At 62.4% G+C, this 22,357-nt stretch carries 27 protein-coding genes; 16 read left to right on the top strand and 11 right to left on the bottom strand.

What is annotated here, in order from left to right:
* Positions 1-43: 43 nt before the first annotated feature.
* Positions 44-574 carry a dihydrofolate reductase family protein gene (locus tag AMK00_RS01655; RefSeq protein WP_064809324.1) on the top strand — a complete coding sequence of 177 codons (531 nt, stop codon included), beginning with the start codon at positions 44-46 and terminating at the stop codon, positions 572-574.
* Between the two features lie 198 nt (positions 575-772).
* Positions 773-1,264, top strand: coding sequence for a GNAT family N-acetyltransferase (locus AMK00_RS01650; RefSeq protein WP_189636991.1), 492 nt, complete (start codon positions 773-775; stop codon positions 1,262-1,264).
* Between the two features lie 84 nt (positions 1,265-1,348).
* On the opposite strand, the gene AMK00_RS01645 is transcribed toward AMK00_RS01650, so the two are convergent.
* The 3 genes from AMK00_RS01645 to AMK00_RS01635 all read right to left on the bottom strand — a co-directional run bounded on the left by AMK00_RS01645 (position 1,349) and on the right by AMK00_RS01635 (position 3,881).
* Entirely contained in the window at positions 1,349-1,894 is a 546-nt protein-coding gene (locus tag AMK00_RS01645) for a YbhB/YbcL family Raf kinase inhibitor-like protein (RefSeq protein WP_064809323.1), read from the bottom strand.
* A 41-nt stretch (positions 1,895-1,935) separates the two neighbouring features.
* The gene (locus AMK00_RS01640) at positions 1,936-2,787 is read right to left on the bottom strand and encodes a helix-turn-helix domain-containing protein (protein WP_064800365.1); all 852 of its coding nucleotides are present in this window, start codon (positions 2,785-2,787) and stop codon (positions 1,936-1,938) included.
* Between the two features lie 197 nt (positions 2,788-2,984).
* A complete protein-coding gene (locus AMK00_RS01635; RefSeq protein ID WP_064800364.1) occupies positions 2,985-3,881 on the bottom strand; it encodes a LysR family transcriptional regulator in 897 nt (298 codons plus the stop codon).
* 103 nt (positions 3,882-3,984) lie between these two features.
* Between AMK00_RS01635 and AMK00_RS01630 the strand changes: the two genes are divergently transcribed.
* Genes AMK00_RS01630 through AMK00_RS01620 form a run of 3 tightly spaced genes read left to right on the top strand, consistent with a single transcriptional unit; the run spans position 3,985 to position 6,051 of the window.
* On the top strand, positions 3,985-4,383 hold the full coding sequence (locus tag AMK00_RS01630) for an Atu4866 domain-containing protein (RefSeq protein ID WP_406869899.1): 399 nt from the start codon (positions 3,985-3,987) through the stop codon (positions 4,381-4,383).
* Between the two features lie 43 nt (positions 4,384-4,426).
* Positions 4,427-5,278 carry an oxidoreductase gene (locus AMK00_RS01625; protein ID WP_189636990.1) on the top strand — a complete coding sequence of 284 codons (852 nt, stop codon included), beginning with the start codon at positions 4,427-4,429 and terminating at the stop codon, positions 5,276-5,278.
* 38 nt (positions 5,279-5,316) lie between these two features.
* Complete coding sequence (locus tag AMK00_RS01620; protein ID WP_064805842.1) at positions 5,317-6,051, top strand: SDR family oxidoreductase; 735 nt, start codon at positions 5,317-5,319, stop codon at positions 6,049-6,051.
* A gap of 16 nt (positions 6,052-6,067) precedes the next feature.
* Here AMK00_RS01620 and AMK00_RS01615 read toward each other — a convergent pair whose 3' ends face one another.
* Positions 6,068-6,631 carry a methylated-DNA--[protein]-cysteine S-methyltransferase gene (locus tag AMK00_RS01615; protein WP_064809322.1) on the bottom strand — a complete coding sequence of 188 codons (564 nt, stop codon included), beginning with the start codon at positions 6,629-6,631 and terminating at the stop codon, positions 6,068-6,070.
* A 315-nt stretch (positions 6,632-6,946) separates the two neighbouring features.
* On the opposite strand from AMK00_RS01615, the gene AMK00_RS01610 reads away from it, so the two are divergent.
* From AMK00_RS01610 to ybaK, 3 genes are all read left to right on the top strand, one after another.
* Entirely contained in the window at positions 6,947-8,008 is a 1,062-nt protein-coding gene (locus tag AMK00_RS01610) for a succinylglutamate desuccinylase/aspartoacylase domain-containing protein (protein WP_064809321.1), read from the top strand.
* 90 nt (positions 8,009-8,098) lie between these two features.
* Positions 8,099-8,449 (top strand): ArsC family reductase, encoded by a 351-nt coding sequence (locus AMK00_RS01605; RefSeq protein ID WP_064800360.1) that lies wholly within the window; start codon positions 8,099-8,101, stop codon positions 8,447-8,449.
* Between the two features lie 3 nt (positions 8,450-8,452).
* The gene (gene ybaK / locus AMK00_RS01600) at positions 8,453-8,926 is read left to right on the top strand and encodes a Cys-tRNA(Pro) deacylase (RefSeq protein ID WP_064809320.1); all 474 of its coding nucleotides are present in this window, start codon (positions 8,453-8,455) and stop codon (positions 8,924-8,926) included.
* On the opposite strand, the gene AMK00_RS01595 is transcribed toward ybaK, so the two are convergent.
* Positions 8,927-9,370 carry a MarR family winged helix-turn-helix transcriptional regulator gene (locus AMK00_RS01595; RefSeq protein WP_064809319.1) on the bottom strand — a complete coding sequence of 148 codons (444 nt, stop codon included), beginning with the start codon at positions 9,368-9,370 and terminating at the stop codon, positions 8,927-8,929.
* An 81-nt stretch (positions 9,371-9,451) separates the two neighbouring features.
* Between AMK00_RS01595 and AMK00_RS01590 the strand changes: the two genes are divergently transcribed.
* Together AMK00_RS01590 and AMK00_RS01585 are read left to right on the top strand one after the other, a co-directional pair.
* Positions 9,452-10,135: a glutathione S-transferase family protein gene (locus tag AMK00_RS01590; protein WP_064800358.1), complete on the top strand. Its 684-nt coding sequence runs from the start codon at positions 9,452-9,454 to the stop codon at positions 10,133-10,135.
* Between the two features lie 131 nt (positions 10,136-10,266).
* The gene (locus AMK00_RS01585) at positions 10,267-11,520 is read left to right on the top strand and encodes an aminopeptidase (protein ID WP_064809318.1); all 1,254 of its coding nucleotides are present in this window, start codon (positions 10,267-10,269) and stop codon (positions 11,518-11,520) included.
* Here AMK00_RS01585 and AMK00_RS01580 read toward each other — a convergent pair.
* Complete coding sequence (locus AMK00_RS01580) at positions 11,468-12,379, bottom strand: EamA family transporter (RefSeq protein ID WP_064809317.1); 912 nt, start codon at positions 12,377-12,379, stop codon at positions 11,468-11,470. The two genes, AMK00_RS01585 and AMK00_RS01580, sit on opposite strands and share 53 nt — an antisense overlap.
* Before the next feature lie 82 nt (positions 12,380-12,461).
* Between AMK00_RS01580 and AMK00_RS01575 the strand changes: the two genes are divergently transcribed.
* Positions 12,462-12,959, top strand: a complete 498-nt coding sequence (locus AMK00_RS01575; protein ID WP_064800355.1) for a MarR family winged helix-turn-helix transcriptional regulator — start codon at positions 12,462-12,464, stop codon at positions 12,957-12,959.
* On the opposite strand, the gene AMK00_RS01570 is transcribed toward AMK00_RS01575, so the two are convergent.
* Both AMK00_RS01570 and xseA read right to left on the bottom strand, forming a co-directional pair.
* Entirely contained in the window at positions 12,960-13,550 is a 591-nt protein-coding gene (locus AMK00_RS01570; RefSeq protein ID WP_064800354.1) for an NAD(P)H-dependent oxidoreductase, read from the bottom strand.
* A 2-nt stretch (positions 13,551-13,552) separates the two neighbouring features.
* Positions 13,553-15,133, bottom strand: a complete 1,581-nt coding sequence (xseA, locus tag AMK00_RS01565; RefSeq protein WP_064809316.1) for an exodeoxyribonuclease VII large subunit — start codon at positions 15,131-15,133, stop codon at positions 13,553-13,555.
* Positions 15,134-15,471: 338 nt separating this feature from the next.
* Between xseA and AMK00_RS01560 the strand changes: the two genes are divergently transcribed.
* The gene (locus AMK00_RS01560; RefSeq protein WP_064800352.1) at positions 15,472-15,714 is read left to right on the top strand and encodes a hypothetical protein; all 243 of its coding nucleotides are present in this window, start codon (positions 15,472-15,474) and stop codon (positions 15,712-15,714) included.
* Between the two features lie 27 nt (positions 15,715-15,741).
* Here AMK00_RS01560 and AMK00_RS01555 read toward each other — a convergent pair whose 3' ends face one another.
* Positions 15,742-17,586 (bottom strand): hypothetical protein, encoded by a 1,845-nt coding sequence (locus tag AMK00_RS01555; RefSeq protein WP_064809315.1) that lies wholly within the window; start codon positions 17,584-17,586, stop codon positions 15,742-15,744.
* A gap of 162 nt (positions 17,587-17,748) precedes the next feature.
* Here AMK00_RS01555 and AMK00_RS01550 point away from each other — a divergent pair, with 162 nt between their 5' ends.
* The gene (locus AMK00_RS01550; protein ID WP_064809314.1) at positions 17,749-18,756 is read left to right on the top strand and encodes a glycosyltransferase; all 1,008 of its coding nucleotides are present in this window, start codon (positions 17,749-17,751) and stop codon (positions 18,754-18,756) included.
* Positions 18,753-19,127 (top strand): GtrA family protein, encoded by a 375-nt coding sequence (locus AMK00_RS01545; RefSeq protein ID WP_064809313.1) that lies wholly within the window; start codon positions 18,753-18,755, stop codon positions 19,125-19,127. Before AMK00_RS01550 ends, AMK00_RS01545 begins: the two co-directional genes overlap by 4 nt.
* Positions 19,128-19,130: 3 nt before the next feature.
* On the opposite strand, the gene AMK00_RS01540 is transcribed toward AMK00_RS01545, so the two are convergent.
* The gene (locus AMK00_RS01540; RefSeq protein ID WP_064809312.1) at positions 19,131-20,117 is read right to left on the bottom strand and encodes a Gfo/Idh/MocA family protein; all 987 of its coding nucleotides are present in this window, start codon (positions 20,115-20,117) and stop codon (positions 19,131-19,133) included.
* A gap of 186 nt (positions 20,118-20,303) precedes the next feature.
* Here AMK00_RS01540 and AMK00_RS01535 point away from each other — a divergent pair, with 186 nt between their 5' ends.
* Positions 20,304-21,266, top strand: a complete 963-nt coding sequence (locus AMK00_RS01535) for an aldo/keto reductase (protein WP_064809311.1) — start codon at positions 20,304-20,306, stop codon at positions 21,264-21,266.
* Positions 21,263-21,706 carry a GNAT family N-acetyltransferase gene (locus AMK00_RS01530; RefSeq protein WP_064809310.1) on the top strand — a complete coding sequence of 148 codons (444 nt, stop codon included), beginning with the start codon at positions 21,263-21,265 and terminating at the stop codon, positions 21,704-21,706. Before AMK00_RS01535 ends, AMK00_RS01530 begins: the two co-directional genes overlap by 4 nt.
* Here AMK00_RS01530 and AMK00_RS01525 read toward each other — a convergent pair.
* On the bottom strand, positions 21,696-22,313 hold the full coding sequence (locus AMK00_RS01525) for a hypothetical protein (RefSeq protein WP_189637635.1): 618 nt from the start codon (positions 22,311-22,313) through the stop codon (positions 21,696-21,698). The two genes, AMK00_RS01530 and AMK00_RS01525, sit on opposite strands and share 11 nt — an antisense overlap.
* Positions 22,314-22,357 lie beyond the last annotated feature (44 nt).

Genomic DNA, 22,357 nt, shown 5'->3' with positions numbered 1-22,357 from the left:
GCAATCCGACCCCAGGCGGATGGACCCTCGAAAGGAAGTGAGCATGGCCAAGCTCGTGTTCGGAATGAACCAGTCCCTGGACGGCTATGTCGATCACATGGCGTTCGGGCCAAGCCCCACGCTCTTCCGTCACTTCGTCGAGTCGACGCGGAGGCAAGCGGGCAGTGTCTACGGTCGGCAAATGTATGAGATCATGCGTTACTGGGATGACGATCATCCTGAATGGAACGCAGACGAACGCGACTTCGCGGCCGCCTGGCGAAACCAGCCGAAATGGGTCGTCTCGCGTTCGTTGAAATCGGTCGGTCCCAACGCCAGGCTGGTCGAGGGCGATCTTGAGAGTGCGATCCGCAAGCTGAAAGCCGAAGGCGACGGAGAGATCGAAGTGGCCGGCCCGGACCTGGCGCGAAGCCTCACCGATCTTGGCCTGATCGACGAGTATATTATCTATCTGCATCCCGTTGTGCTCGGTCACGGCAAGCCCTATTTTGCCGGACCCCGACCGCCGCTGCGCCTTATTGCTAATGACCGTATTGACGAGAATGTGATCCGGTTGGTCTACGTTCCAGCTTAATTTCCCGAAGGGGGAAAGACGCGTGCTAGGATGCTCGCGGACTTCTCATTCGCACTTTCGTTTGTAGGAGAAGGCCTTTGTTTGCCGTCGCAACGATCCAGAACTCACCGGCTGCGGCGGTAGGGATAGAGGTGCTCGGCATATCGGCTGAGAACTGATCCCCATTATTGCCCGGCCTTAGCGCGCCCATACGGGTGCATGTCTAATGTCGAGAAGAACATGATCATCGAACTAACGCCTATTGATTTTGACGCGCTGCTGAAGGGCAGCGCGCCTCTTAACCTGCGCCTTGTCCCCGACAGCGCGATTGCGCCTCCTGAGGTATTGGAGATGCTGAGCCGCCTTGCGGCCGACATCGGCGCGGCATTCTCGCCGTCGGCCTGGATGATCGTGGAGGAGGATGAGGTTGTCGGTCTCTGCTCCATCGTCAGAATGCCACGAGATGGAAACATCCGTATCGGCTATGGCATTGCGCCTTCCCGCCAGGGCCGTGGATGCACGACGCGGGCCATAGGGCAGTTGCTGGCCTGGGGACGGAGCGATCCTCGTGTGGCGCTGCTCTCTGCGGAGACAGGGATCGGGAACATCGCGTCGCAACGTGTTCTCGAGCGCAACGGGTTCACCCGCACCGGCGAGCGCATCGATGCCGAAGACGGTCCGTTGATTTGCTGGGAAGCCGTGACGGGTTAATTTGCCTGGAGGACGAGCAGGCATGGCCGGCCAAGGTTTCCTTGGCCGGCCGCGTTCTGCAGCGACAATGGCTGTCCGACGGCATCAGCGGCCGTAGGTGACCTCGATCGAGGCCTTGTCGAGCGTATTTGCCCGGACATAATAGCCAACCATCGCGCCCGGTGCCGTCTCGGGAAGCGGCAGCTTGTCCACCGACAGCGCGTAGACGGTGAACTGGTAGTGGTGTGGCGCATCGCCGACTGGCGGGCATGCGCCGCCATATCCTGGCGTACCGAAATCCGTATGGCCCTCGACCGCGCCTGGGGGAAGCTTCTTGTCTCCGCTGGCGCCGGTGGCAATCTTCGAGGCGTTTGCCGGAATGTTGAACACCGACCAATGCCACCAGCCCGATCCGGTCGGAGCATCCGGATCGTAGACCATCACGGCGAAGCTCTTGGTTCCCTTTGGAGCGCCCGACCAGGTGAGTTCCGGCGAGATGTTCTTGCCCGTGCAGCCGAAGCTGTTGAAGACCTGCGCATCGGCCATGGTCTTGCCTGATGTCAGATCTTTCGAAGTGAGCTTCATTTCGGCTCGGGCGGCCGTGGCGCCACAGACGGACGCGGCCAGAAGTGCTGCTGTTATAAGACGCATGTTGTTTTCCTGCGGTTGATGATGCGGGAAAACTACCGTTGTCACGGCAGCGCATCTGCCCCGCTATGCTCAACTTCTGCCCCGATCCGCTCAAAACGCTCAGCTCCGCCCCGCACATGGCGCGGATTGACGCCGAACCGCTCTTTGAACCGTGCCGAAAATTGCGACGGCGAATCGTAACCGACTTCGAGCGCCACCTGTGCCATCGGCAGGGTTGTGGTTTGGATGAGGGCGAGGGCGCGATTCATCCTTGTGTCGCTCAATATCTCGCTGAAACTTGTCTTTTCGGCGGCGAGCTTACGCCGGAGCGTCGCTTCGCTCATGTTTAAGGCGCGCGCCGCGTGCCCCAGCGTCCAATCGAACGCCGTATCACTTTCAATCATCTGCCTCAGTCGATCCTCGAGCCGAGGACTTTCGCATCGGCCGAGCACCGCGCCGCAGAGCGCGAACCAGGTGATCAGCTCCATCAAACGCGCCTTGGCAATGGCGCCGGGAAGCCTCGTCAGGTTGCCGGGCTGACAGCAATAGGCAAACAATGCCGCCGCTTCCTCCGGCAGGTTCGAGGTACTTGCCGGGAGCGGCCGCGAGGGGACGGCGATCGAACCCATGGCGATATAGGCATCCTCGAAGAGCTGTCTTGGAACAGGCAGCGCCAGGGTCTGATACTTCTGCGGCGCCTTTGGAATGTTCTCCATCGTCAACGGCCGATAGTCGGGCAGCAGGGCATAAGCGCCCGCCTCAAGACGCAAAGCCTTGTCATCCGCCATGACGATCTTCGTTCCCGACTGCACCTGGATCAACAGGGGGCTCGTATTGACGAGACGAAAAAAGCAGGCCCGCCCACCCTGGCGGATCAGGGCCCTGGTTGGAATGTGAAAGACGTCGTCCAGCATATGGTCTCCGGCAGCATAAGCCATTGGGAGCGGAAGGGATTACGCGCACCTCAATACGGGACGCCGCTGGCCGCTTCCGCTCGCTCAGGAACCGGAATTAGCAAAAGCGCGTGACAGGGGCAATCTTAGCGGGGCGCAGCGACCAGTTGGCAACCGCCGAATTTGCTTGGTGAAGATCCGCCGTGGCGATGGATCGCCTACCGCTTGCCGGACCTCTTGATATGCTCAACCAGCGCCCGCAGCTTCAGCGGTTGCCGCTCGCGCCTGGGATAGTAGAGATAGAAACCCGGAAAGGGCGGGCAGAAATCCTCCAACAGCGGCATGAGCTCGCCGCGATCGACATAGGGCGCAAAGGTTTCCATCATCCCAAACGTAATTCCGGCCCCGGCGCGGGCCATGCGGATCATCACTCCCATGTCATTGGTCGTCACCACGGGATCGACGGCGACGTCGAAGTCGCGGTCGTTCTCCGTGAACTCCCAGCGATAGGGCGCGGTATCCGGGCGCGGCCGCCATCCGATGCAGGCGTGGTTCTGCAGGTCGCGGGGATGGCGAGGCGAACCGTGACGCTCGAGATAGCCTGCCGATGCGGCGGCGCATTGTCTCTGTGGAGACGAAACCGAAATCGCGATCATGTCCTGCTCGATCACCTCGCCCAGTCTCACACCAGCGTCGAAGCCGGCTTCGACGATGTCGAATTCGTCGTCGGTGATGGTGATATCGAGCTTGATGCCGGGGCAGGCCTGCAGGAATCCTGTCAGCAAAGTCCCGGACAGGAAGCGCTCGGCAATGGAGGAAACGGTGATCCGCAGCAGCCCGCTCGGACGCGCCTGCATGTCGCGCACCGTCTGCATCGCATCCCTGACCTGGCGCATCGAGGGGCGAACCGCCTCAAGGAAGACTTCGCCGGCCTCGGTCAGGCTGACGCTGCGCGTCGTGCGCTGAACCAGCGGTGCGCCAAGCCGGTCCTCAAGACGCTGCAGGGCCTGGCTGACGGCGGAGCGGGTCACGCCGAGACGCTCGCCGGCGAGCCGGAAATTCCGCGCCTCCGCTACGGCGAGAAAGACTGAAATGCCTTCGAGATCATCGGCCATTGGTTAGCAATGCTAACCAAGTCATCCGGCATTGGCAACTTAATCGCGCGGCTCGCCAAGATTATCTTCCAGTCGAGGTCGAGGCATGGCCTAGCCCCAAGTGCTGCCCCGCTTCGAAAGGAAGAGCGATGCAAAAGTTTTCCAGCAGCCCAGTCTGCATCTCTTCACCGCCATCATTCTGACCGGCACGGCGATGCCGGCGTGGTCGGCCGACGCCTCGAACGAGCGAAAATCCAAGTTCCAACAGCCAAGCGAGAACACCATGCAGCAGCATCCCTATGTCGGAATGTGGGTCACCGACGACGGCGGCGTCCGACACGAACTCCTGCCCGACAATCGTTACGACGAGGCCCGCGGAAGCCGGGAGAGCGCCTATCGCGGACGCTACGAAGTCACCGGAACACATATCGAATACTGGGACGATACGGGCTTCACTGCCGACGGCGATTTCGTCGACGACAACACGCTCCATCATGGCGGCATGGTGCTTCGCCGCAAATGACCCGCCCGCACACCGAAAAGGCCGCATAGGACGGCCGGAAAGGATGACGACCATGTCTTCCACCACACCCATCTGGTTTATCACCGGTGCATCATCCGGCCTCGGCCGGGCACTCGCCGAAGCGGTCCTGGCACGCGGTTGGCGCGCTGCCATTACGGCGCGCAGGCCCGATACGCTCGGCGATCTCTCGGCAGCGCATGGGGAGCGGGCGCTGGCCCTCGCCCTCGACGTGACGGATGGCCGCTCCGTCGCTGCTGCGGTCCGCGACGCCGAGGCGCATTTCGGCGCCATCGATGTCCTCGTCAACAACGCCGGCTACGGATATCTCTCGGCAATCGAGGAGGGCGAGGATGCCGAGATCCGCGCTCAGTTCGAGACCAATGTCTTCGGCTTGATCGCCGTTACCAAAGAGGTTCTGCCCGGCATGCGCTCACGCCGGCAGGGGCATATCTTCAACGTCTCCTCGCTTGGCGGGCTCGTGGCCTTCGCCGCTACCGGCTACTACCACGCCACCAAGTTTGCGGTCGAAGCCCTGTCGGAATCGCTGGCTCATGAGGTCGGGCCGCTTGGCATCCGCGTGACGATCCTGGAGCCCGGCGGCTTCCGCACGGATTGGGCCGGCCGCTCGATGGTCGAATCCAGAACAATCATCGAAGACTATGCCGAGACCGCCGGCAAGCGGCGCCAGGCCACCCGCTCAATCTCCGGCAAGCAGCCGGGCGATCCCGCGCGCGCGGCAAGCGCAATCATATCGGCCTTCGAGGCGGGCGAACCGCCGCTGCGCCTGCTGCTCGGGGCAGCTTCCCTGAAGATCGCCCGCGATCGGCTCGATACGCTGCGCTCCAATTTCGATGCCTGGGCGGAGACAACGCTCAGCGCCGATTTTCCGAACTGATCGCCTCGAATATCCTCAACCTGCTCATGGAGCTTCAAATGTCTGATATCGACGGAAAAGTCATTGCCATCACCGGAGCCAGCAGCGGCATCGGAGAGGCCACGGCAAAAGTGCTGGCCGCTGCCGGCGCGCAGATCGTGATCGGCGCACGCCGCAGCGACCGCCTGGAGGCGCTCGCCGGCGAAATCGAAATCAAGGGCGGGACGGTGCGCCTGCGAAAGCTTGACGTCACCGACCGTTCCCAAGTCGAAGCATTTGCCGGTTTTGCCAGATCCGAGTTCGGTCGGCTTGATGTCATCGTCAACAATGCCGGTGTGATGCCGCTTTCGCCGCTCGACGCGCTCAAGGTCGAGGAGTGGGACCGGATGGTCGACGTCAACATCAAGGGCGTCCTCTACGGCATCGCGGCCGCTCTTCCGATCATGAAGGCACAGGGATCGGGGCAGATCATCAACCTGTCCTCGATCGGCGGCCACAGCGTCTCGCCGACGGCCGCCGTCTATTGCGCGACGAAATACGCGGTACGGGCAATCTCGGATGGACTGCGACAGGAGACAAATCGCATCCGCGTCACCGTCATTTCTCCCGGCACGACGACCTCGGAACTGGCCGAGACGATCACCGATCCGACCGCGCGGGATGCGATGAAGGCTTTCAGGGCCATCACCATCAGCCCGGAAGCCGTCGCCAATGCGATCCTCTACGCCATCAGCCAGCCCGATGACGTCGATGTCAGCGAGATCATCATCCGGCCGACGGCCAGCCCGCATTGAGCTGCCGGCATCTCGCCTAAAAACCCAGCGATTGCTGGGCGGGCGGCGGCGGGGCGAGGCTGACGCCTTCGAGCTCCAACATGCGGGCCTTCGATGACGAACCGCCGGGAGCGGAGAAGCCGCCGATCTTGCCGCCGGCGGCCAGCACCCTGTGGCAGGGAATGATCAGCGCAACCGGGTTTTTCGCCATCGCCTGCCCGACATCGCGGGCCGCTTCCGGCCCGACCCCAAGCTCCTTCGCCAGCGCGCCGTATGTGGTCGTGCTGCCCCAGCCGACACGCCTTGCCGCCGCGTAGATATCCCGGAAGAAGGCATCCTGACCGGCAAGATCGAGTTCGACTCCGGAAAAATCTGTTTCCTCGCCTTGGAAATAGCGCTTTACGGCCGCGACCGTCTCCAGCACCTCAGGCGTCGGGGCGCCGGGTTGGGCATCCGGCAGGCGGCGCAGCAGCAGCCGTTCGGTCGCTTCCGCGGTTTTCGTCGGCAATTGGAAACGGGCGATGCCGGCGTCGCTCCAGGCGATGCCGCAGAAGCCGCCGGCGGTTTCGAAGATGAGATAGTGATGTATCGTCTCGGCCATGACACGGCCTCCGCGTTTTCGATTAACACCAAAATCGTACGGAGCGACCGCTGTTTCAACCCGTTTCTTGCGCGTATGTTCTTTTTTCGTTCTTGATTTTCCATTTTGCCGGAATATCGTTCATTGCTCTTGAAACGATGAGGTGGTCATGACGACCTGACAGCTCATGAACCTGTTTTCCTTCGATTTCGGCTATGGCCAAAAGTCCGCTGGGGCGGACTGATCGCAACGATGTCCACCGACCGTGGCTTGCGCGAGCCGGATTTCCGCGCATAAAACTCGGAAAAGCTGTTCGATTGCAAGCGAGACAAAAACATGGACGTTTCGGAGATCATTATCCCGGGCGATACGCCGGGAACGGAGTGGCGGCTGCCGGTGCTGCGTTTTGTGGGCCGTGATCCGAAGGCTCCGAAGGCCTATATCCAGGCGGCGCTTCACGCCGGCGAGCTGCCGGGAACGGCGCTTCTGCATTTCCTTTGCGAACGTCTGCGGCGAGCGGAAAGCGAAGGCGCGGTCGCCGGCGACATCACCATCGTGCCGCAGGCCAACCCGATCGGCGCGGCGCAATCGCATTTCGGCGAATTGCAGGGCCGTTTCGATCTCGGTTCCCGCACCAATTTCAACCGGGATTTTCCGCTGATCAGCGCCACCGATCGCGCAATGCTGGCGGAAGATCTCAATCATTATCCGGCTACCGACCAACTGAAGCGGCAACTCCTGGACATGGCGCTCGGCGCCGATCTCGTCCTCGATCTGCACTGCGACGACGAATCGCTGCAATATGCCTATATCGATGAGGCCTTCTGGCCGGAGGCAGCCGATCTTGCCGCCGCGCTCGACATGGAGGCGGTGCTGCTTTCGGATGGCGAAAGCTCGGCCTTCGAGGAGGCCGTCGGATTCGCATGGAAATATGCAATTCCCGGTGAACGACAATCCCGGCTGCCGGGCAAGCTTTCGGTCACGGTCGAGCTGCGCGGCAAGCGCGACGTCGATCCGCTGACGGCGAAGCGGGATGCTGAGGGGCTCTGGCGTTTCCTCGCCGCACGGGTGATCGTCAGCGACGACAGAATGGCGCCGGCCGTGTTTGCCGGTCCCGCCGTGCCGCTCGACAATGTCGAGATCATTCGCGCTCCCGAGGGCGGCGCCGTGCTCTTCCATCGCACGATCGGCGACAGGGTCGCGGAGGGCGAACTTCTGGCAACGATCGTCACCCGGCCCGGTCAGCCTGACGGCAGCATCGACCTGCATGCGCCGCAAGACGGGCTGATCCTGACCCGAACCTCGGATCGGCTGGTGCGCCGGCGCGGCGACCTGATGAAGATCGTCTGCGCCAGGCCGAGCAAGTCCGCACGCAAGGCCGGCACGCTGGAGAGTTGAGCAAGCACTGCCCGGGATAAATGCCGGGCGGCATTTGCGCCGGCTCTGGCGCATGCTATCCCGCTGCCATCACAGGGAGACCGATCGGGCATGGCCGTCACCATTTATGGGATCAAGAATTGCGACACGATGAAAAAAGCCCGCAGCTGGCTGGAAGAACACGGCGTCGCCTATGAGTTTCACGATTATAAGGCGTTCGGCATCGACCGCGCCCATCTCGAAGCCTGGATCGACGAGGCCGGCCTCGATACGGTGCTCAACCGCGCCGGCACCACCTTTCGCAAACTGCCCGATGCCGAGCGCGAGAATCTGAGCCGGGAAAAGGCGATCTCGCTGATGCTCGACCAGCCGTCGATGATCAAGCGGCCGGTGCTGGAGACGGAAGGCAAGCTGGCGATCGGCTTCAAGCCGGAGAATTACGCGGATATGTTCGGGCGCTGAGCAATGTCCAAGACCACGCGCGCGACACAGGTTCTTTCCCAGGCAGGCGTCGCCTTCACCATCCACACCTATGATTATGACCCGGGCGCGGAGCGCGTCGGGCTGCAGGCGGCGGAAGCCCTGGGTGAGGCGCCGCAGCGGGTGCTGAAGACGCTGATGGCCGAGGTGGACGGCAAGCCGGTCTGCGTTGTCGTGCCGTCGGATCGCGAAGTCAGCATGAAGAAGCTCGCCAGCGCCTTTCACGGCAAGTCGGCCAATATGATGAAGCCGGCCGATGCCGAGCGGCTGACCGGCTACCATGTCGGCGGCATCAGCCCCTTCGGCCAGAGGAAGGCCGTGCCGACGGCGATCGAGGAGACTGCTCTCGCCGAAGCGCTCGTCTATATCAATGGCGGACAGCGCGGGCTGCAGGTGCGGCTTGATCCAAAGGATGCCCTGAAGGCATTGAAAGCGGTCGGTGCGTCATTGATCGCCTGATCAGAGGAAACGGGCGAGCAGACCGGAAATCGCCTTCGCCTCGTCTTCGGCAAGCTTGCTGCCGACATGGGTCTCGATCGCTGCGGCATAGACAGTCCACATCTGCGCGCGAAGGGTTCGGCCGGCATCGGTAATCAGAACCCAGCGCCCGCGGCCATCCCCAGCGAAGACTTCGCGCCGGACCAAGCCCTCTCTTTCCAGCCGGTCGATCAGCCGCGAAAGATTATACTGCGCCAGCAGGGTCCGCTCCTCGATCTCGTAGGGCCGCAGCTTGCCGTCCTTCGAGCGCGCCAGTTCCCATAGCACGTCATACCAGGCAAGCGGCGGCATGCCGGCCGCTTTCAGATCGGCTTCGATTGCGGCGAGCAGCCGTTCGCGAGCGCGGATGATGCTGGTCCAGGCAGAGGTGGCGGCTTCGCTCGGCTTCGGTGTCTTTTCCATCATAGATGCAGATACATTTATCTTGCGCAAAGCCGCAAGCGCCATTATATGCAAATGCATCTATTAAACAGCGAGGAGACGTTCATGAGCAAGCTTACCCTCATCAGCCATCATCTCTGCCCCTATGTGCAACGCGCCGCGATCGCACTTCGCGAAAAGGGTGTTCCCTTCGAGCGCATCAACATCGACCTTGCGAACAAGCCGGACTGGTTCCTTGAGATCTCGCCGCTCGGCAAGGTGCCGCTGCTCAGAATCGAGGAACAGGATGGCGGCGAGGCCATCCTCTTCGAAAGCAGCGTCATCTGCGAATATCTGGAGGAGACGCAGGCGGGATCTGCCCTGCATCCTGCCGATCCGCTTGCCCGCGCCCGCCATCGCGGCTGGATGGAATTCGGCTCGTCCGTGCTTTCCGATCTCTGGGGCTATGAAACGGCCACGGAGGTAGAACAGCTGGAGGCCAAGCGCAAGGCGCTCATCGCGAAGTTCACGACGCTAGAAGGAGCACTCGCGGATGGACCTTATTTTTCCGGTAGCAGCTTCAGCCTCGTCGATGCCGTCTTCGCGCCGATCTTTCGGTATTTCGATGTTTTCGACAGGCTGGGAGATAGCGGCATCTTCGAGGGGCTCGAGCGGGTGACGCGCTGGCGGAGCGCACTCCGCGAACGCCGGAGCGTGCAGGTCGCCGTCGGCGAAGATTATCCGCAGCGGCTGATGGAGTTCCTCGACAAGCACAATTCGATCCTGCTCAGGCTGCCTGTCGCCGCCTGAGACATCAGGCTGAAACTGGTCGGGCATCTCGCCCGGCCGCTTTCAAATCGGCAGCTCTGTGCTTCATTTTCGCCGCAAACGGGTCTAAGCCTTTCAACCTCTAGCGTCGATGACAGAAGGCAGGTTGAACCATGACTTTCATGCCCCATAGCCAAAACACCGTTGATCCCGTCAAGCTGGAGAAGCTCGCGGAAGTCGCCGTCAAGGTCGGTTTGCAACTGCAGAAGGGCCAGGACCTGGTGATCACCGCGCCTGTTGTGGCGCTGCCGCTTGTGCGCCTCATCACCAAACACGCTTATCAGGCCGGCGCCGGGCTGGTGAGCGCCTTCTACTCCGACGAGGAAACGACGCTGGCGCGCTTCCAATATGGCAGCGACGAGAGCTTCGACCGCGCCTCCGACTGGCTCTACGAGGGCATGGCCAAGGCCTATGCCAACGGAGCGGCCCGTCTGGCGGTCGCCGGCGACAATCCGATGCTGCTTTCCGAACAGGATGCCGGCAAGGTCGGCCGCGCCAATCGCGCCACATCAACCGCCTATAAGCCGGCGCTGGAAAAGATCTCGAATTTCGACATCAACTGGAACATCGTCTCCTATCCCAACCCCTCCTGGGCCAAGGTGGTCTTCCCCGACGACCCGGAGCCGATCGCGATCGCCAAGCTCGCCAAGGCGATCTTTGCCGCCTCGCGTGTCGATGTCAGCGACCCCGTCGCCGCCTGGGCGGAGCACAATGCCAATCTCGCCAAGCGCTCCGCCTGGCTGAACGGCGAGCGCTTCGCCTCGCTGCATTTCAAGGGGCCGGGCACCGATCTGACGGTCGGCCTCGCCGACGGACATGAATGGCACGGCGGCGCCTCCACCGCGAAGAACGGCATTACCTGCAATCCGAATATTCCGACCGAAGAGGTGTTCACCACGCCGCATGCATTGCGGGTCGAAGGTCATGTCTCGAGCACCAAACCGCTGTCGCACCAGGGCACGCTGATCGACAATATCCAGGTGCGCTTCGAAGGCGGGCGGATCGTCGAAGCCAAGGCGTCACGCGGCGAAGAGGTCTTGAACAAGGTGCTCGATACCGATGACGGCGCGCGCCGGCTCGGCGAAGTGGCGCTCGTGCCGCATTCCTCGCCGATCTCGGCGAGCGGCATCCTGTTCTACAACACGCTGTTCGACGAAAACGCCTCGTGCCACATCGCGCTCGGCCAGTGCTATTCCAAGTGCTTCCTCAACGGCGCGACCCTGAGCCAGGAGCAGATCAAGGCGCAGGGCGGCAATTCCAGCCTGATCCACATCGACTGGATGATCGGCTCCAACAAGGTCGATATCGACGGCATCACACCGGACGGCTCGCGGGTTCCGGTGATGCGGCAGGGCGAATGGGCCTGAGCGGCATCATCGTGCGCTGACTGAGCCAGACGCCGGCAAGCACCAGGGCGAAACCGGCGATCTGCACCGGCGTCAGGCTCTGGCCGAGCGCCAGCCAGCCGAGCAGGGTCGCGACCACAGGGCTCAGAAAGCCTAGCGAGGAGACCGCCGAAGGCTCGATGCGCGACAGACCGCGGAACCAGAGCAGATAGGTGAAGGCTGCGCCGATCAGACCCAGATAGGCAATGCCGACGATGTTTGCGATGCTCGGCGCCGGCAGCGCTGGTTCGAGGAAGAGCGCAAAGGGCACCAAGAGAATGCCGCCTGCCGTCAGTTGCCAAGCGGTGAAGGTGAGGTTCGAAACCGGCGGCGCCCAGCGCCGTGACAGCACGGTGCCGAACGCCATCGAGACGGCGCCGGCGAGACCGGCTGCGACACCCACGAGATCGAGGCTCGCCTTGGGCGTCAACACCAGCAGTCCGACGCCGACCATACCGGCGAGACCGGCCAGGACGGCAAGCGGCCGGACCGGCTTGCCGAGGAAAAGCCGCGACAGGGCAACGACGATCAGCGGCTGAACGGCACCGACGGTTGCGGCAACGCCGCCCGGCAGCCGGTAGGCGGAGACGAACAGCATCGCCCAGAAGAACGAGAAGTTCAACGCACCGAGAAGGAAGGCGCGGCCCCACCAGACGCCCGTCGGCAGCTTCCGAACAATCAGCAGCAGAAGCAGGCCCGCCGGCAGGGCGCGCAGCAGAGCAACCGTCAACGGATAGCCCTGGGGCAGGAAGGATGTGGTGACGAAATAGGTGCTGCCCCAGATGGCGGGGGCGATAGCGGTCGTCAGCACGTCGGTGAGATAGCGCGAATTTGTCTTCATCCAAAGAATCTCTACTTCAAGATAAATTCGAACATAGCGCAATTTATCTTGACGTCAAGGTATGCGATGGTATCCATCCCCCATGGGTGAAGCGAAGCAAGATCATGTCGACCGGATTCTGGCGCAGTGGCGGCGCGAGCGGCCGGACCTCGACGTCGAACCGATGGGCATTCTCGGACGGCTGAAGCGCCTCGGCACCCATCTCGGCCGCGAAATCGAGGCCGTTCTCATGCAGCACGGGCTTTCCACCTCTGCTTTCGACGTGCTGGCCACACTTCGCCGCTCCGGCACACCTCATCGGCTTTCGCCGGGCGAGCTCCTTGAGATGACGATGGTCAGCTCCGGCACAATGACGAACCGGATCGACCAGTTGGAGAAGGCGGGCCTGGTCGAGCGCATCGTCAATCCGCAGGATCGGCGCAGCGTGCTGATCGCGCTGACCGAAAAGGGGCTTGCGACCGTCGAAGAGGCGGTCGGCGCCCATGTCGCCAATCAGCAGCGGCTGACGCGCAACCTGACGGCCGGGGACAGGGCCGAATTTGACCGGCTGCTGAAGAAGTTCCTCGCGGATTTCGAATAGTCAAATGGCGGCGAGCGCCTTGCGGACACGCTCCAGATGCGCCTTGCGCCTGGCTTCCGTGGCGCGGTCCATGTCATGCAGGCTCAGCATGCGGAAGACGAGCTTTTTCGAACAGAAGCTGGCGATACCGCGCTTCAGCAGGCGGCGGACGGGATTGCCCATATAGAAATGCACCAGCCACCATGGCGAGCCCGTCGTCGTCAGCGCATAGAGCAGCCTGATATTGGTGAGCTCCGGCACGATCCGGCCGCCGGCGGCATCATGCGTGAAGGCCACACCCGGCGCGAAGACGCGGTCGAAGAAGCCTTTCAGGATGGCTGGGAAATTGAACCACCACTGCGGAAAGACGAGGACGAGACCATCGGCCGCCTTCAGCCGGGCCACCATGTCGGCCACATCAGAGGTGCCGTAGGGCATATCGAAGTAAGCACGGCGCTCGGCTTCGGAGAGGCGTGGATCGAAATTCTGAGCGTAGAGATCGACGAGGTCGACGGCATGGCCGGAGGCTTCCAGGGCTTCGCGAGCCGTGCGTGCCACCGAGGCGGCAAAACTTTCCGGCAGCGGATGGGCAAGCACCAGCAGGATCCGCATCGTTAGAACAGGCTTCCCTGCTTCGTCGGCTCCGCCGGTTTTGTGCTGCGCTTCTTGGTGCCGCCAGGCGGAGTGCCGCCTTCCGTGGTCATAGCCCCAATACGGCCGTCGGCAAATTCGATGGCGATGCCCATGCCGGCGGAGAGTGCGGCCGCTTGCGAGACCGGCCTGTTGTCCTCATCGCGAATGACGGCGTAGCCGCGCTTCAGCACGTTCTTGTAGGAGAGCGACTGCAGCACGCGATCCTGCGCCGAGAGCTCGGCGCGGGCGCGCGTCAGCTGGTGGCGGATCGCCGTATCGGCATGGCGGGAAAGATTGCCGAGACGTTCGCGGGAGCGGCCGGTTTGCGCTTTCAACCGTGCCGGCAGCGAAGCAAGGATCGCCTCGGCACGCTCGACACGCGATGTCGAGCGGTCGATCAGCCGCTCGACCATGCGCTCGGCCCGCACCATCCGCTCGTTCAACATCTGGCGGCGCTCGGCAAGGCGACCGGAAAGAAGGTCCGGGCGCAGATGTGTGGCGACGCGCTCGAAGCCGCGGCGCTTGTTGATCGTATTGAGCTCCAGTCCGCGGCCGAGGCTGGCCGCCGCCTCGTCGAAGCGGCGGCGCGGCAAGGCGAGAAGCTGATCGAGCGAGGGCAATGCCCGCATCAGACTACGGACGGACTGGCGGCGCTGATCCATCTGCCGGTTCATACAGCCCTGCAGGCGCGCGGCAAGCGCCGCAGCCTGCGCCTCGAGCTCCGCCTTGACGGGCACGGCCATTTCCGCCGCCCCGGTCGGCGTCGGAGCGCGGACATCGGCGGCATAGTCGATCAGCGTCCAGTCGGTCTCGTGGCCGACGGCCGAGATCAGCGGTATGCGGCTTTCGGCCGCTGCGCGCACGACGATTTCGTCGTTGAAACTCCAGAGATCTTCCAGGCTGCCGCCGCCGCGCGCGACAATCAGCACATCCGGGCGGGGGATGGCGCCGGCGGGCTCCAGCGCATTGAAGCCGCGAATAGCGTTCGCCACCTCCTCGCCGGATCCCTCCCCCTGGACCTTCACCGGCCAGACGAGAACATTCACGGGAAACCGGTCGGAGATGCGGTGAAGGATGTCGCGGATGACGGCGCCGGTCGGCGAGGTGACGACGCCGATCACATGCGGCATGAAGGGCAGCCGCTTCTTGCGAGCGGCATCGAACAAGCCCTCGGCGCCGAGCCTGCGTTTACGCTCCTCGATCAGCGCCATCAGCGCGCCGGCCCCTGCCGGCTCCAGCATCTCGATGACGATCTGATATTTCGAGGAGCCGGGAAAGGTGGTGACCTTGCCGGTGGCGATCACCTCCATGCCTTCCTCGGGGCGGAACTTCAGCCGCGAGAAAGTGCCCTTCCAGATAACGGCGTCGATACGGGCGCGATCGTCCTTCAGCGCGAAATAAGCGTGGCCGGAGGAGTGCGGACCGCGATAACCGGATATTTCGCCGCGCACGCGAACCTGGTCGAAAGCGGTTTCGACGGTGCGCTTGATCGAGCCGGAAAGCTCCGAAACCGAATATTCGGCAAGGTTGGTCGGCGAATCGCTGTCGAAGAGGTTGCTCATCCCTCCTTTCTATTTCCATTGGCGGGAAACGGGAAGGTCGCGACCGCAGGAGAGACCCGTTTTCCCGACTGCTGAACCGTTGGCGTGGCAAAGTCATCGCCGTTCCATCAAGATTCATGCCCTAGGCGTTGCGTGCATGCGATCGTTGCAGCAGCAAGAATGACAAGAAAAACGGGAAAATTCGCTTCGCCGGGGAACGCATAGATAAAAAGCGCGTTTTACCCGAAAGGGATTGCTAACCACCGCAATACAAAGGATTTTCAGCCCAGAGAGCCGGTAAATCTTTGTTAGTTGGCGCTTCCTATGCTTCCCCTCGTTCTCTCTGGGAAGGTGCTGAAATGATTATTCTCACAGCAGCAGCATTGGGCATCAGCGCCGGGTTAATGCGCTCGGCCGCCAGCATCGCGTTGGTGGCCGCGCTGATCGGAATGAGCTTCACGCTGGCGGCGATAACCTCGCCGGGGCCGGTTTCACTTCTGGCGCTTGTTTACGCCATTCTCGGCTACAATGGTGGTCTTATCCTCTTCGTGCTCGGGCTTTATGCCAGCGACCGTCTGCGGGCCGTCCGCACGTCTCACTGACGTCAGCGCAACATCAGGCTGTCGGCGTCAATTCGCCGTCGGCCGGTAACGGAAGAACTGGACGCCCGTATCCGGCACCTTCGCCAGCGGTTCCAGATAGGGCGGAATATTCCCCTTGCCGAGTTCGGCATAGAGCCCATCCGGCTTCAGTTTAGCGAGTTCGCGCGTCTGCAGGTCCTTCGGGCAGAAGGCAAGCGTCGTGACACCGGCCCCCTTCAGGAAGGCTTCCGCCTCCTGCGGCTTTGCCAGGCCGATATGCATTTCCGTCAGCATGCCACCCTGATCGCGATGATAGGGGGCGGAGAGAACCCGATTCTGCGTAAAGCGGAGGATCGGCACACCCATTTCCGATGGCGCGGAGACCAGGCCCAGCGGGAGTTCGGCAAGCGATGCCAGCGCCTCTTTCGATGTGCAGGAAAGCGCCTTTGTCGGCTCCGCCGCCTTCTGCGCATCGTTCTCCATCTGCATTGAAACAAGCCCGCCGCCGACGGCCCAGACGGCCGGAACGCTTGCGAGTACGGTCATCACATAGACGAAGGCGACGGCGACATTCTCGCTGTCGCTGTTGGAGATGCGCCTGACATCGATGATCAGCAGGGCGAGCGGCAGGATCGAAAGCAGGTTCGAGAAAGTAGCGCCACGCACCTGGACCAGCGCGATCGCCCAGCTCGTGGCGAGCAGAAAGAGCAGGACCAGGTGGATCTGCACGCGGTCGCGCCGAATGAGGCGAAAGATGCAGACAGCAATGCCGAAGAGACCTGCCGCGTAGAAGGCGCCGACCGAGGTGGGATCGGTGCGCGCCAGCGCCAGGAGCGATTGGGCTTCCGAAATATGCCGCAGCCAGAGTTCGACCAGCATCGGATCGAGACTGCCCAACGGATCGCTCAGGCATTGCGGTGCGATGACGATCGCCGCACCGAGAACGCCGGCGCCGACAAAGGCGAGTGCGGCAAAGCGCAAGGGCCGACGCAAGCCGCTCGCGAAAACGGCCGAAAACAACAGGAGGCCGCTGCCGATCGCCGCCAGACTGTAATAGCCGAGCGAGAGATTGTCGCAGGTGACCATCGAATAGAGCCGAGGCGGCACCGTTGCGAAGAAAAGAATGTTGATCGCAATCGTCAGCGACAGCCCGAAGGCCCGGGCGGGGATGGCGAAATTCTCGCCTTCCCATGCCCAGAGCAGGGCGACCGTGAGGCAGACGACAGCGACGAAAGGGGTGGTCTCGGCGCCGATGGCGATGGCGACAGCCGCCGCAACGCCGGCGACTGCGTAACTCCAACCGCGACGCTCGCGATCCACGAGCATCGCCACCATCGTCGCGACCAGCGCCAGCTGCGCATTGTGATGATCGATGGCGCCCGGAGCGAAGCGGTTTCCGGTGTAGATCGCCGGAGCGGTGAGACCGAGAGCGATATGCATGCCGGCAACCCCGCCGATCCGCCGGCCCGCCACGCCCATGGCGAGCATGGCAGGAACGATGAGCGATACGGGCCAGACGGCGAGCGCCAGCGCCTCGGCGGTTTCACGCGGCGCAAACAGCCCGAAAAACCGGATCAGCGAAGCGATCGGCAGGTCGATCAGCCTCGACCAATGCATCAGCGTACCGCCGGCAAGGCCGAGACGATATTGCATCAGATCGAACCAGCCTTGGCCGGCAAGAAAATCGCGAACCTCGACGAGACGCATGCCGTCGTCATTGTCGGGACCAACATAATCGGTGGCGCCGGAGAATTTGGTAACAAGGATAACGGCGGCGAGGATAACACTATAGGCAATGACAGCCGGCCAGAGACGCGTCATGAGGCCCCCGAGCCGACTCCTGCGGGCGGCGGTCACGGCGGATGCATCAGCGATCGGCTGCACGGCGTTCATCGTGGTTAGCGCTTCGTTTCCAGATGGCCGAACCTTAGCGGGCGCCGATCAAGAAAGTGTAAAGCCGTCTTCGACCGCAGCCGATTTCGCCTGCGTCATAGCGTCTTATTAACGCTGCGTGATTTAGGCTGGTAACGGCTTTTCAGTGTAACGAGTAGAGTCATGGCCCGAACGCTTACCGATCACCCGGACATTGCCGTCCTGCTTCCCTGCTATAATGAAGCTGCGACGATCGGCGCTGTGGTGCAGGGGTTCCGGGCGACGCTGCCGGATGCGGCGATCCACGTCTACGACAATAATTCCACCGACGGCACCGCGCTGCAGGCGATGCTGGCCGGAGCGCATGTCGTGCGCGAGCGGCGCCAGGGCAAGGGACACGTGGTGCGCCGCATGTTCGCCGACATCGAGGCAGACATCTACATCATCGCCGACGGCGACGGAACCTATGCACCCGGCGATGCCGAGGAACTGGTGCGGACGCTTCTCACCGAGCGTGCCGACATGGTTGTGGGAACCCGGCGCGGCGTGCACGCCGATGCCGGCCGTCAGGGCCATGCGCTTGGCAACCGGCTTTTCAATCTGCTCTACCGGATGATCTTCGGCCCTGACTTCACCGATATCTTTTCCGGCTATCGCGCTTTTTCGCGCCGCTTCGTCAAGAGCTTCCCGGCGGTATCCGGCGGCTTCGAGATCGAAACCGAGATGTCGGTGCATGCCTCCCGACTGAAACTGCCGGTGAGCGAACTGGAACTCGATTATGGCCGCCGCCCGGAAGGCTCGCACTCCAAGCTTTCGACGTTCCGCGACGGCGGAAAAATCCTCTGGATGTTCGCAATGCTGATGAAGGAAACCCGGCCCTTCGCCTTCTTCAGCGCGATCAGCGCCGTCTTCATGCTGACGAGCCTCGGCTTCATGACGCCGGTGCTGGCGGAGTATTTCGACACGGGCCTCGTCAGCCGCATGCCGACCTGGGTGCTGTCGATGGCGCTGATGATGATCTCCTTCATGCTTTTTACCGCCGGCGTCATCCTGGATTCCGTGGCCCGGGCCCGGGCCGAGCAGCTTCGCATCCATTATATGAACCTGGAGACCCCAAGTGCGGCCAAACTGCCTGATCGCGAGCCAGCGCCGGCGTTGCGCCGGGGCCGTGGCAAGGCGGATGCCGCGTGAAGAAGCTCATCCGTTTTGCGATTGCCGGCGGCATCGGCTTTCTCGTCGATGCCGGTGTGCTGTCGGCGGTACTCGATCTGACGCCGCTCGGCCCCTTCGTGGCGCGGCTCATCGCGATCGCCCTCGCAATGGCGTCAACCTGGGTCTTCAACCGGAACTTCACATTCGATCGCTCGGGCCGCTCGCTCGCCGTGGAAGGCTTCCGCTACGGCTCGGTCGGAGTCACGGCGGCGCTCGTCAATTACGGGCTTTATTCGGCACTGCTGCTTTCGCTGCCGGGGCTTCAGCCGCTTGCGGCGATGGTGGTCGCCAGTATCGCCGCAATGGTCTTCAGCTTCTTCGGCTATTCGCGCTTCGTCTTCCGCGCGTGATTATCAGACCGCCTCCCAGCCATCCTTCTCGCTGGCGCGATAGATCGCATCGATGACCTTCTGGTTCAGCTTCGAATTTTCCAGCGTAACGATCTCTTCCTTGCCGTTCTCTACGGCCCGAGCGAAAGCCTCGACCTCGCGCCTGTACTGGCGGCTGTCCTGGAAGCGGAAGATGCGCGATTCATTGTGGCTGCGATCAGCCAGTTCGATCTCTTCCGGCCCCCAACGATTGGCGTTGAACGGCGACTTGACCTCGATGTAACCGTTGGTACCGTGAAAAACCATGATCTGGCGGTTGGCCATCTGCGTCGAGATATAGAAGCTCAGCTCGAAATCATCGAAGTCGGCTTTGACGCTCGAATAGATATCGGTGCCGAAATCCGGATCGCGCTCGGTAATCGCCTGAATCCGAAGCGGCTCCTTGCCGGTGGAAAAGCGCGTGCTCATGACGGGGTAGACGCCGATATCGGGAAGGCCGCCACCGCCGAGCTCGGGAATGTTGCGCATGTTGGAGGCATCGCGATTGAAATAGGTGAAGGCGCCCTGCACATGCCGGAGCGAGCCGATCGCGCCCTCATCGATCAGCGAGCGCACCTTCTGCCAGACCGGCGAATAGGTGATCATATAGGCTTCCGTGACCACCACCTTATTGCGGTCGCGCGCGGCGATCACCGCGTCGATATCGCCGGCCTTCAGGGCCAGCGGCTTTTCGCAGAGCACATGCTTGCCGGCATCGGCTGATTTGATCGACCACTCGATGTGCTGCGAGGTCGGCAGCGGGATATAGACGGCGTCGATGACGTCGGAGGCCAGCATCTCCTCGTAAGAGCCGAAGGCATGCGGCACGGAGAAGCGATCGGCCATCTCCCTTGCTCGCGCCAGATCGCGGCTGGCAATCGCCGTGACGACGCAATTTTCCGCGTCCTGGATGGCGGGAACGACATTGTCGCGGCCGATCTTCGCCGTTGAAATGATACCGAAACGCAGCATGTGCGAGCCTCCCAAAACCAATGTCGCGCACCATATTCAGGCCTCCGCCGCGACGCAATGGCGCGACATGAAATTGCGGAAGCCGGGTTTGCCTGCCGCCGGGATCGCGCTAACTTGGCCAGACGGCGTTCTGCCGTATCCGCGATTCAATACAGCCTTTTATATTTCACCCATTTTGGAGAGCCTATGGAAATGCGCCGGCTTGGGAAAACAGGCCTTTCGGTCGCGCCGATCGTGATCGGCGGCAATGTCTTCGGCTGGACGGCCGACGAGAAAACATCCTTCGCCATCCTCGATGCCTTTTTCGATGCCGGGCTCAACACGATCGATACGGCGGACGTCTATTCCGCATGGGTTCCCGGCAACAAGGGCGGCGATTCCGAGGAGATCATCGGACGCTGGCTGAAACAGGCGCGGATCTCCCGCGACAAGGCCGTCATCGTCACCAAGGTCGGCTCGGACATGGGCCAGGGAAAGACGCTCAAGGCGAGCTACATTCTGGCGGCAGTCGAGGCGTCGCTGCGCCGGCTGCAGACAGACTATATCGATCTCTATCTCACCCATTGGCCGGATGCCGACACGCCGCATGAGGAGACACTCGGCGCCTTTGCGAAGCTGAAGCAGCAGGGCAAGATCCGCGCCATCGGCTGCTCGAACTATGATGCCGATCTGCTCCAGGCGTCCTTCGACGCAGCCGAGAAAGCCGGCCTGCCGCGATACGACGCGCTGCAACCGGAGTATAATCTTTACCAACGCGCCAGTTTCGGAGGGCCGCTTGCCGATCTCTGCATCCGTCAGGATATCGGCGTCATCACCTATTTCGGCCTTGCCGCCGGCTTTCTCACCGGCAAATACCGCAGCAAGGCCGACACGCAGGGACGGGCGCGCGAAGGCCGTGTTTCGCAATATCTTGACGCCAAGGGACTGCGCATTCTCGCCGCGCTCGACAAGGTGTCTGCCGAGACCGGCGCCAAGCCGGCGGAAATCTCGCTTGCCTGGCTCTTGCGCAAGAAAGGCGTGACGGCGCCGATCGCCAGCGCGACCAGCCTGTCACAGCTCGAAAGCCTGGTGAAGTCTGCGACACTTTCCCTTTCCAACGACGCAATGGCGCTGCTCGACGAAGCCGGCGCTGAAAGAACAGAGCAATGACCGCAACGATACGTGATGCCCGCTCCGAGGATGAAGCCCGCTGGCGCGAACTCTGGGCCGCCTATCTCGCCTTTTACGAGGTGACCGTCGATGCCGATATCACCGACCAGACATGGCGCCGGGTCTTCGATCCGGCCTCGGCGATCGCGATGCGCGTCGCCGAGATCGATGGCAGGATTATGGGCTTTGCTCTTTTCCTGACGCATGAGGGCACCTGGATCCGCGGCAGGGACTGCTATCTCGAAGACCTCTTCGTCGATCCCGATGCGCGCGGCAAGGGCGTCGGCCGGGCGCTGCTGGACGATCTCGTCGCGCTCTGCAAGGCGAAGGGTTGGTCGCGGCTCTATTGGCATACGAGCGAGCAGAACAAGACGGCCCGCGCGCTCTACGACAGCTATGTCGAAAGCGACGGCCACATCCGTTATCGCATCAGTTTCTGAGTGGGGGAAATCCCTCATAGGAAGCAGCGTGGTCACCCTCCCAGTTCGCCATGCCCGGCTTCGTCAGGATGCCGCGCGGCCTGACATAGCTCTGGATCACCCGCTTCGGCCTTTCGTGCCATTGGATATTGAAGGCCCAGAGCTTCGGAAAGAAGCAGAGCGAGGCGTAGGGCAGGTGGTCGTGGATCCACCAGGCGAGCCGCTGCCAGTCGCTTTCATCGCGATAGCGGTCGATCACCCACGGCACGGCAATGCAGACGGCGGCGCCCATGCAGTCGTCGAAGTCCCTGAGATCCCAGATGTGATGCGCAGCCGTGGCGGCATTGGTGGAACAGTTCAGATTGTTCGCGTTGCCGAAGCGGTTGACTTCGGGCGAGCGGTAGCCGGAGCGGATGTGCAGACGCCCGAACGTCGCTTCCAGCGGCTCCAGCAGTTCCTCGCAAAGTCTTTTGCCGGCTTCGATCGCCAGATCGGGATCCTCGGGGATATTGGGAATGCGGTAGAAATCGGCGATTTCCGAATGCAGGAAATCGCGGAAGAAGAAGTTTTGCGACAGCCGCACGCGGCCGAGATCCTCCAGACCTTTCATCGAACCCGGCTTTCGCATGATCTTTTCGTCCTCCCCATCGGTGGCAGGATGATTGCCCGGCA

The organism is Rhizobium sp. N621 (assembly GCF_001664325.1).
Lineage (GTDB): Bacteria > Pseudomonadota > Alphaproteobacteria > Rhizobiales > Rhizobiaceae > Rhizobium > Rhizobium esperanzae.
This window is presented reverse-complemented; position numbering and strand designations above follow the sequence as displayed.

Excerpts from the sequence above, each read along its gene's own strand:
- AMK00_RS01655 (WP_064809324.1), top strand. The coding sequence starts at position 44 with ATGGCCAAGCTCGTGTTCGGAATGAACCAGTCCCTGGACGGCTATGTC.
- AMK00_RS01650 (WP_189636991.1), top strand. The coding sequence starts at position 773 with ATGTCTAATGTCGAGAAGAACATGATCATCGAACTAACGCCTATTGAT.
- AMK00_RS01645 (WP_064809323.1), bottom strand. The coding sequence starts at position 1,894 with ATGCGTCTTATAACAGCAGCACTTCTGGCCGCGTCCGTCTGTGGCGCC.
- AMK00_RS01640 (WP_064800365.1), bottom strand. The coding sequence starts at position 2,787 with ATGCTGGACGACGTCTTTCACATTCCAACCAGGGCCCTGATCCGCCAG.
- AMK00_RS01635 (WP_064800364.1), bottom strand. The coding sequence starts at position 3,881 with ATGGCCGATGATCTCGAAGGCATTTCAGTCTTTCTCGCCGTAGCGGAG.
- AMK00_RS01625 (WP_189636990.1), top strand. The coding sequence starts at position 4,427 with ATGACGACCATGTCTTCCACCACACCCATCTGGTTTATCACCGGTGCA.
- AMK00_RS01620 (WP_064805842.1), top strand. The coding sequence starts at position 5,317 with ATGTCTGATATCGACGGAAAAGTCATTGCCATCACCGGAGCCAGCAGC.
- AMK00_RS01615 (WP_064809322.1), bottom strand. The coding sequence starts at position 6,631 with ATGGCCGAGACGATACATCACTATCTCATCTTCGAAACCGCCGGCGGC.
- AMK00_RS01610 (WP_064809321.1), top strand. The coding sequence starts at position 6,947 with ATGGACGTTTCGGAGATCATTATCCCGGGCGATACGCCGGGAACGGAG.
- AMK00_RS01605 (WP_064800360.1), top strand. The coding sequence starts at position 8,099 with ATGGCCGTCACCATTTATGGGATCAAGAATTGCGACACGATGAAAAAA.
- ybaK (WP_064809320.1), top strand. The coding sequence starts at position 8,453 with ATGTCCAAGACCACGCGCGCGACACAGGTTCTTTCCCAGGCAGGCGTC.
- AMK00_RS01595 (WP_064809319.1), bottom strand. The coding sequence starts at position 9,370 with ATGATGGAAAAGACACCGAAGCCGAGCGAAGCCGCCACCTCTGCCTGG.
- AMK00_RS01590 (WP_064800358.1), top strand. The coding sequence starts at position 9,452 with ATGAGCAAGCTTACCCTCATCAGCCATCATCTCTGCCCCTATGTGCAA.
- AMK00_RS01585 (WP_064809318.1), top strand. The coding sequence starts at position 10,267 with ATGACTTTCATGCCCCATAGCCAAAACACCGTTGATCCCGTCAAGCTG.
- AMK00_RS01580 (WP_064809317.1), bottom strand. The coding sequence starts at position 12,379 with ATGAAGACAAATTCGCGCTATCTCACCGACGTGCTGACGACCGCTATC.
- AMK00_RS01575 (WP_064800355.1), top strand. The coding sequence starts at position 12,462 with ATGGGTGAAGCGAAGCAAGATCATGTCGACCGGATTCTGGCGCAGTGG.
- AMK00_RS01570 (WP_064800354.1), bottom strand. The coding sequence starts at position 13,550 with ATGCGGATCCTGCTGGTGCTTGCCCATCCGCTGCCGGAAAGTTTTGCC.
- xseA (WP_064809316.1), bottom strand. The coding sequence starts at position 15,133 with ATGAGCAACCTCTTCGACAGCGATTCGCCGACCAACCTTGCCGAATAT.
- AMK00_RS01560 (WP_064800352.1), top strand. The coding sequence starts at position 15,472 with ATGATTATTCTCACAGCAGCAGCATTGGGCATCAGCGCCGGGTTAATG.
- AMK00_RS01555 (WP_064809315.1), bottom strand. The coding sequence starts at position 17,586 with ATGAACGCCGTGCAGCCGATCGCTGATGCATCCGCCGTGACCGCCGCC.
- AMK00_RS01550 (WP_064809314.1), top strand. The coding sequence starts at position 17,749 with ATGGCCCGAACGCTTACCGATCACCCGGACATTGCCGTCCTGCTTCCC.
- AMK00_RS01540 (WP_064809312.1), bottom strand. The coding sequence starts at position 20,117 with ATGCTGCGTTTCGGTATCATTTCAACGGCGAAGATCGGCCGCGACAAT.
- AMK00_RS01535 (WP_064809311.1), top strand. The coding sequence starts at position 20,304 with ATGGAAATGCGCCGGCTTGGGAAAACAGGCCTTTCGGTCGCGCCGATC.
- AMK00_RS01530 (WP_064809310.1), top strand. The coding sequence starts at position 21,263 with ATGACCGCAACGATACGTGATGCCCGCTCCGAGGATGAAGCCCGCTGG.
- AMK00_RS01525 (WP_189637635.1), bottom strand. The coding sequence starts at position 22,313 with ATGCGAAAGCCGGGTTCGATGAAAGGTCTGGAGGATCTCGGCCGCGTG.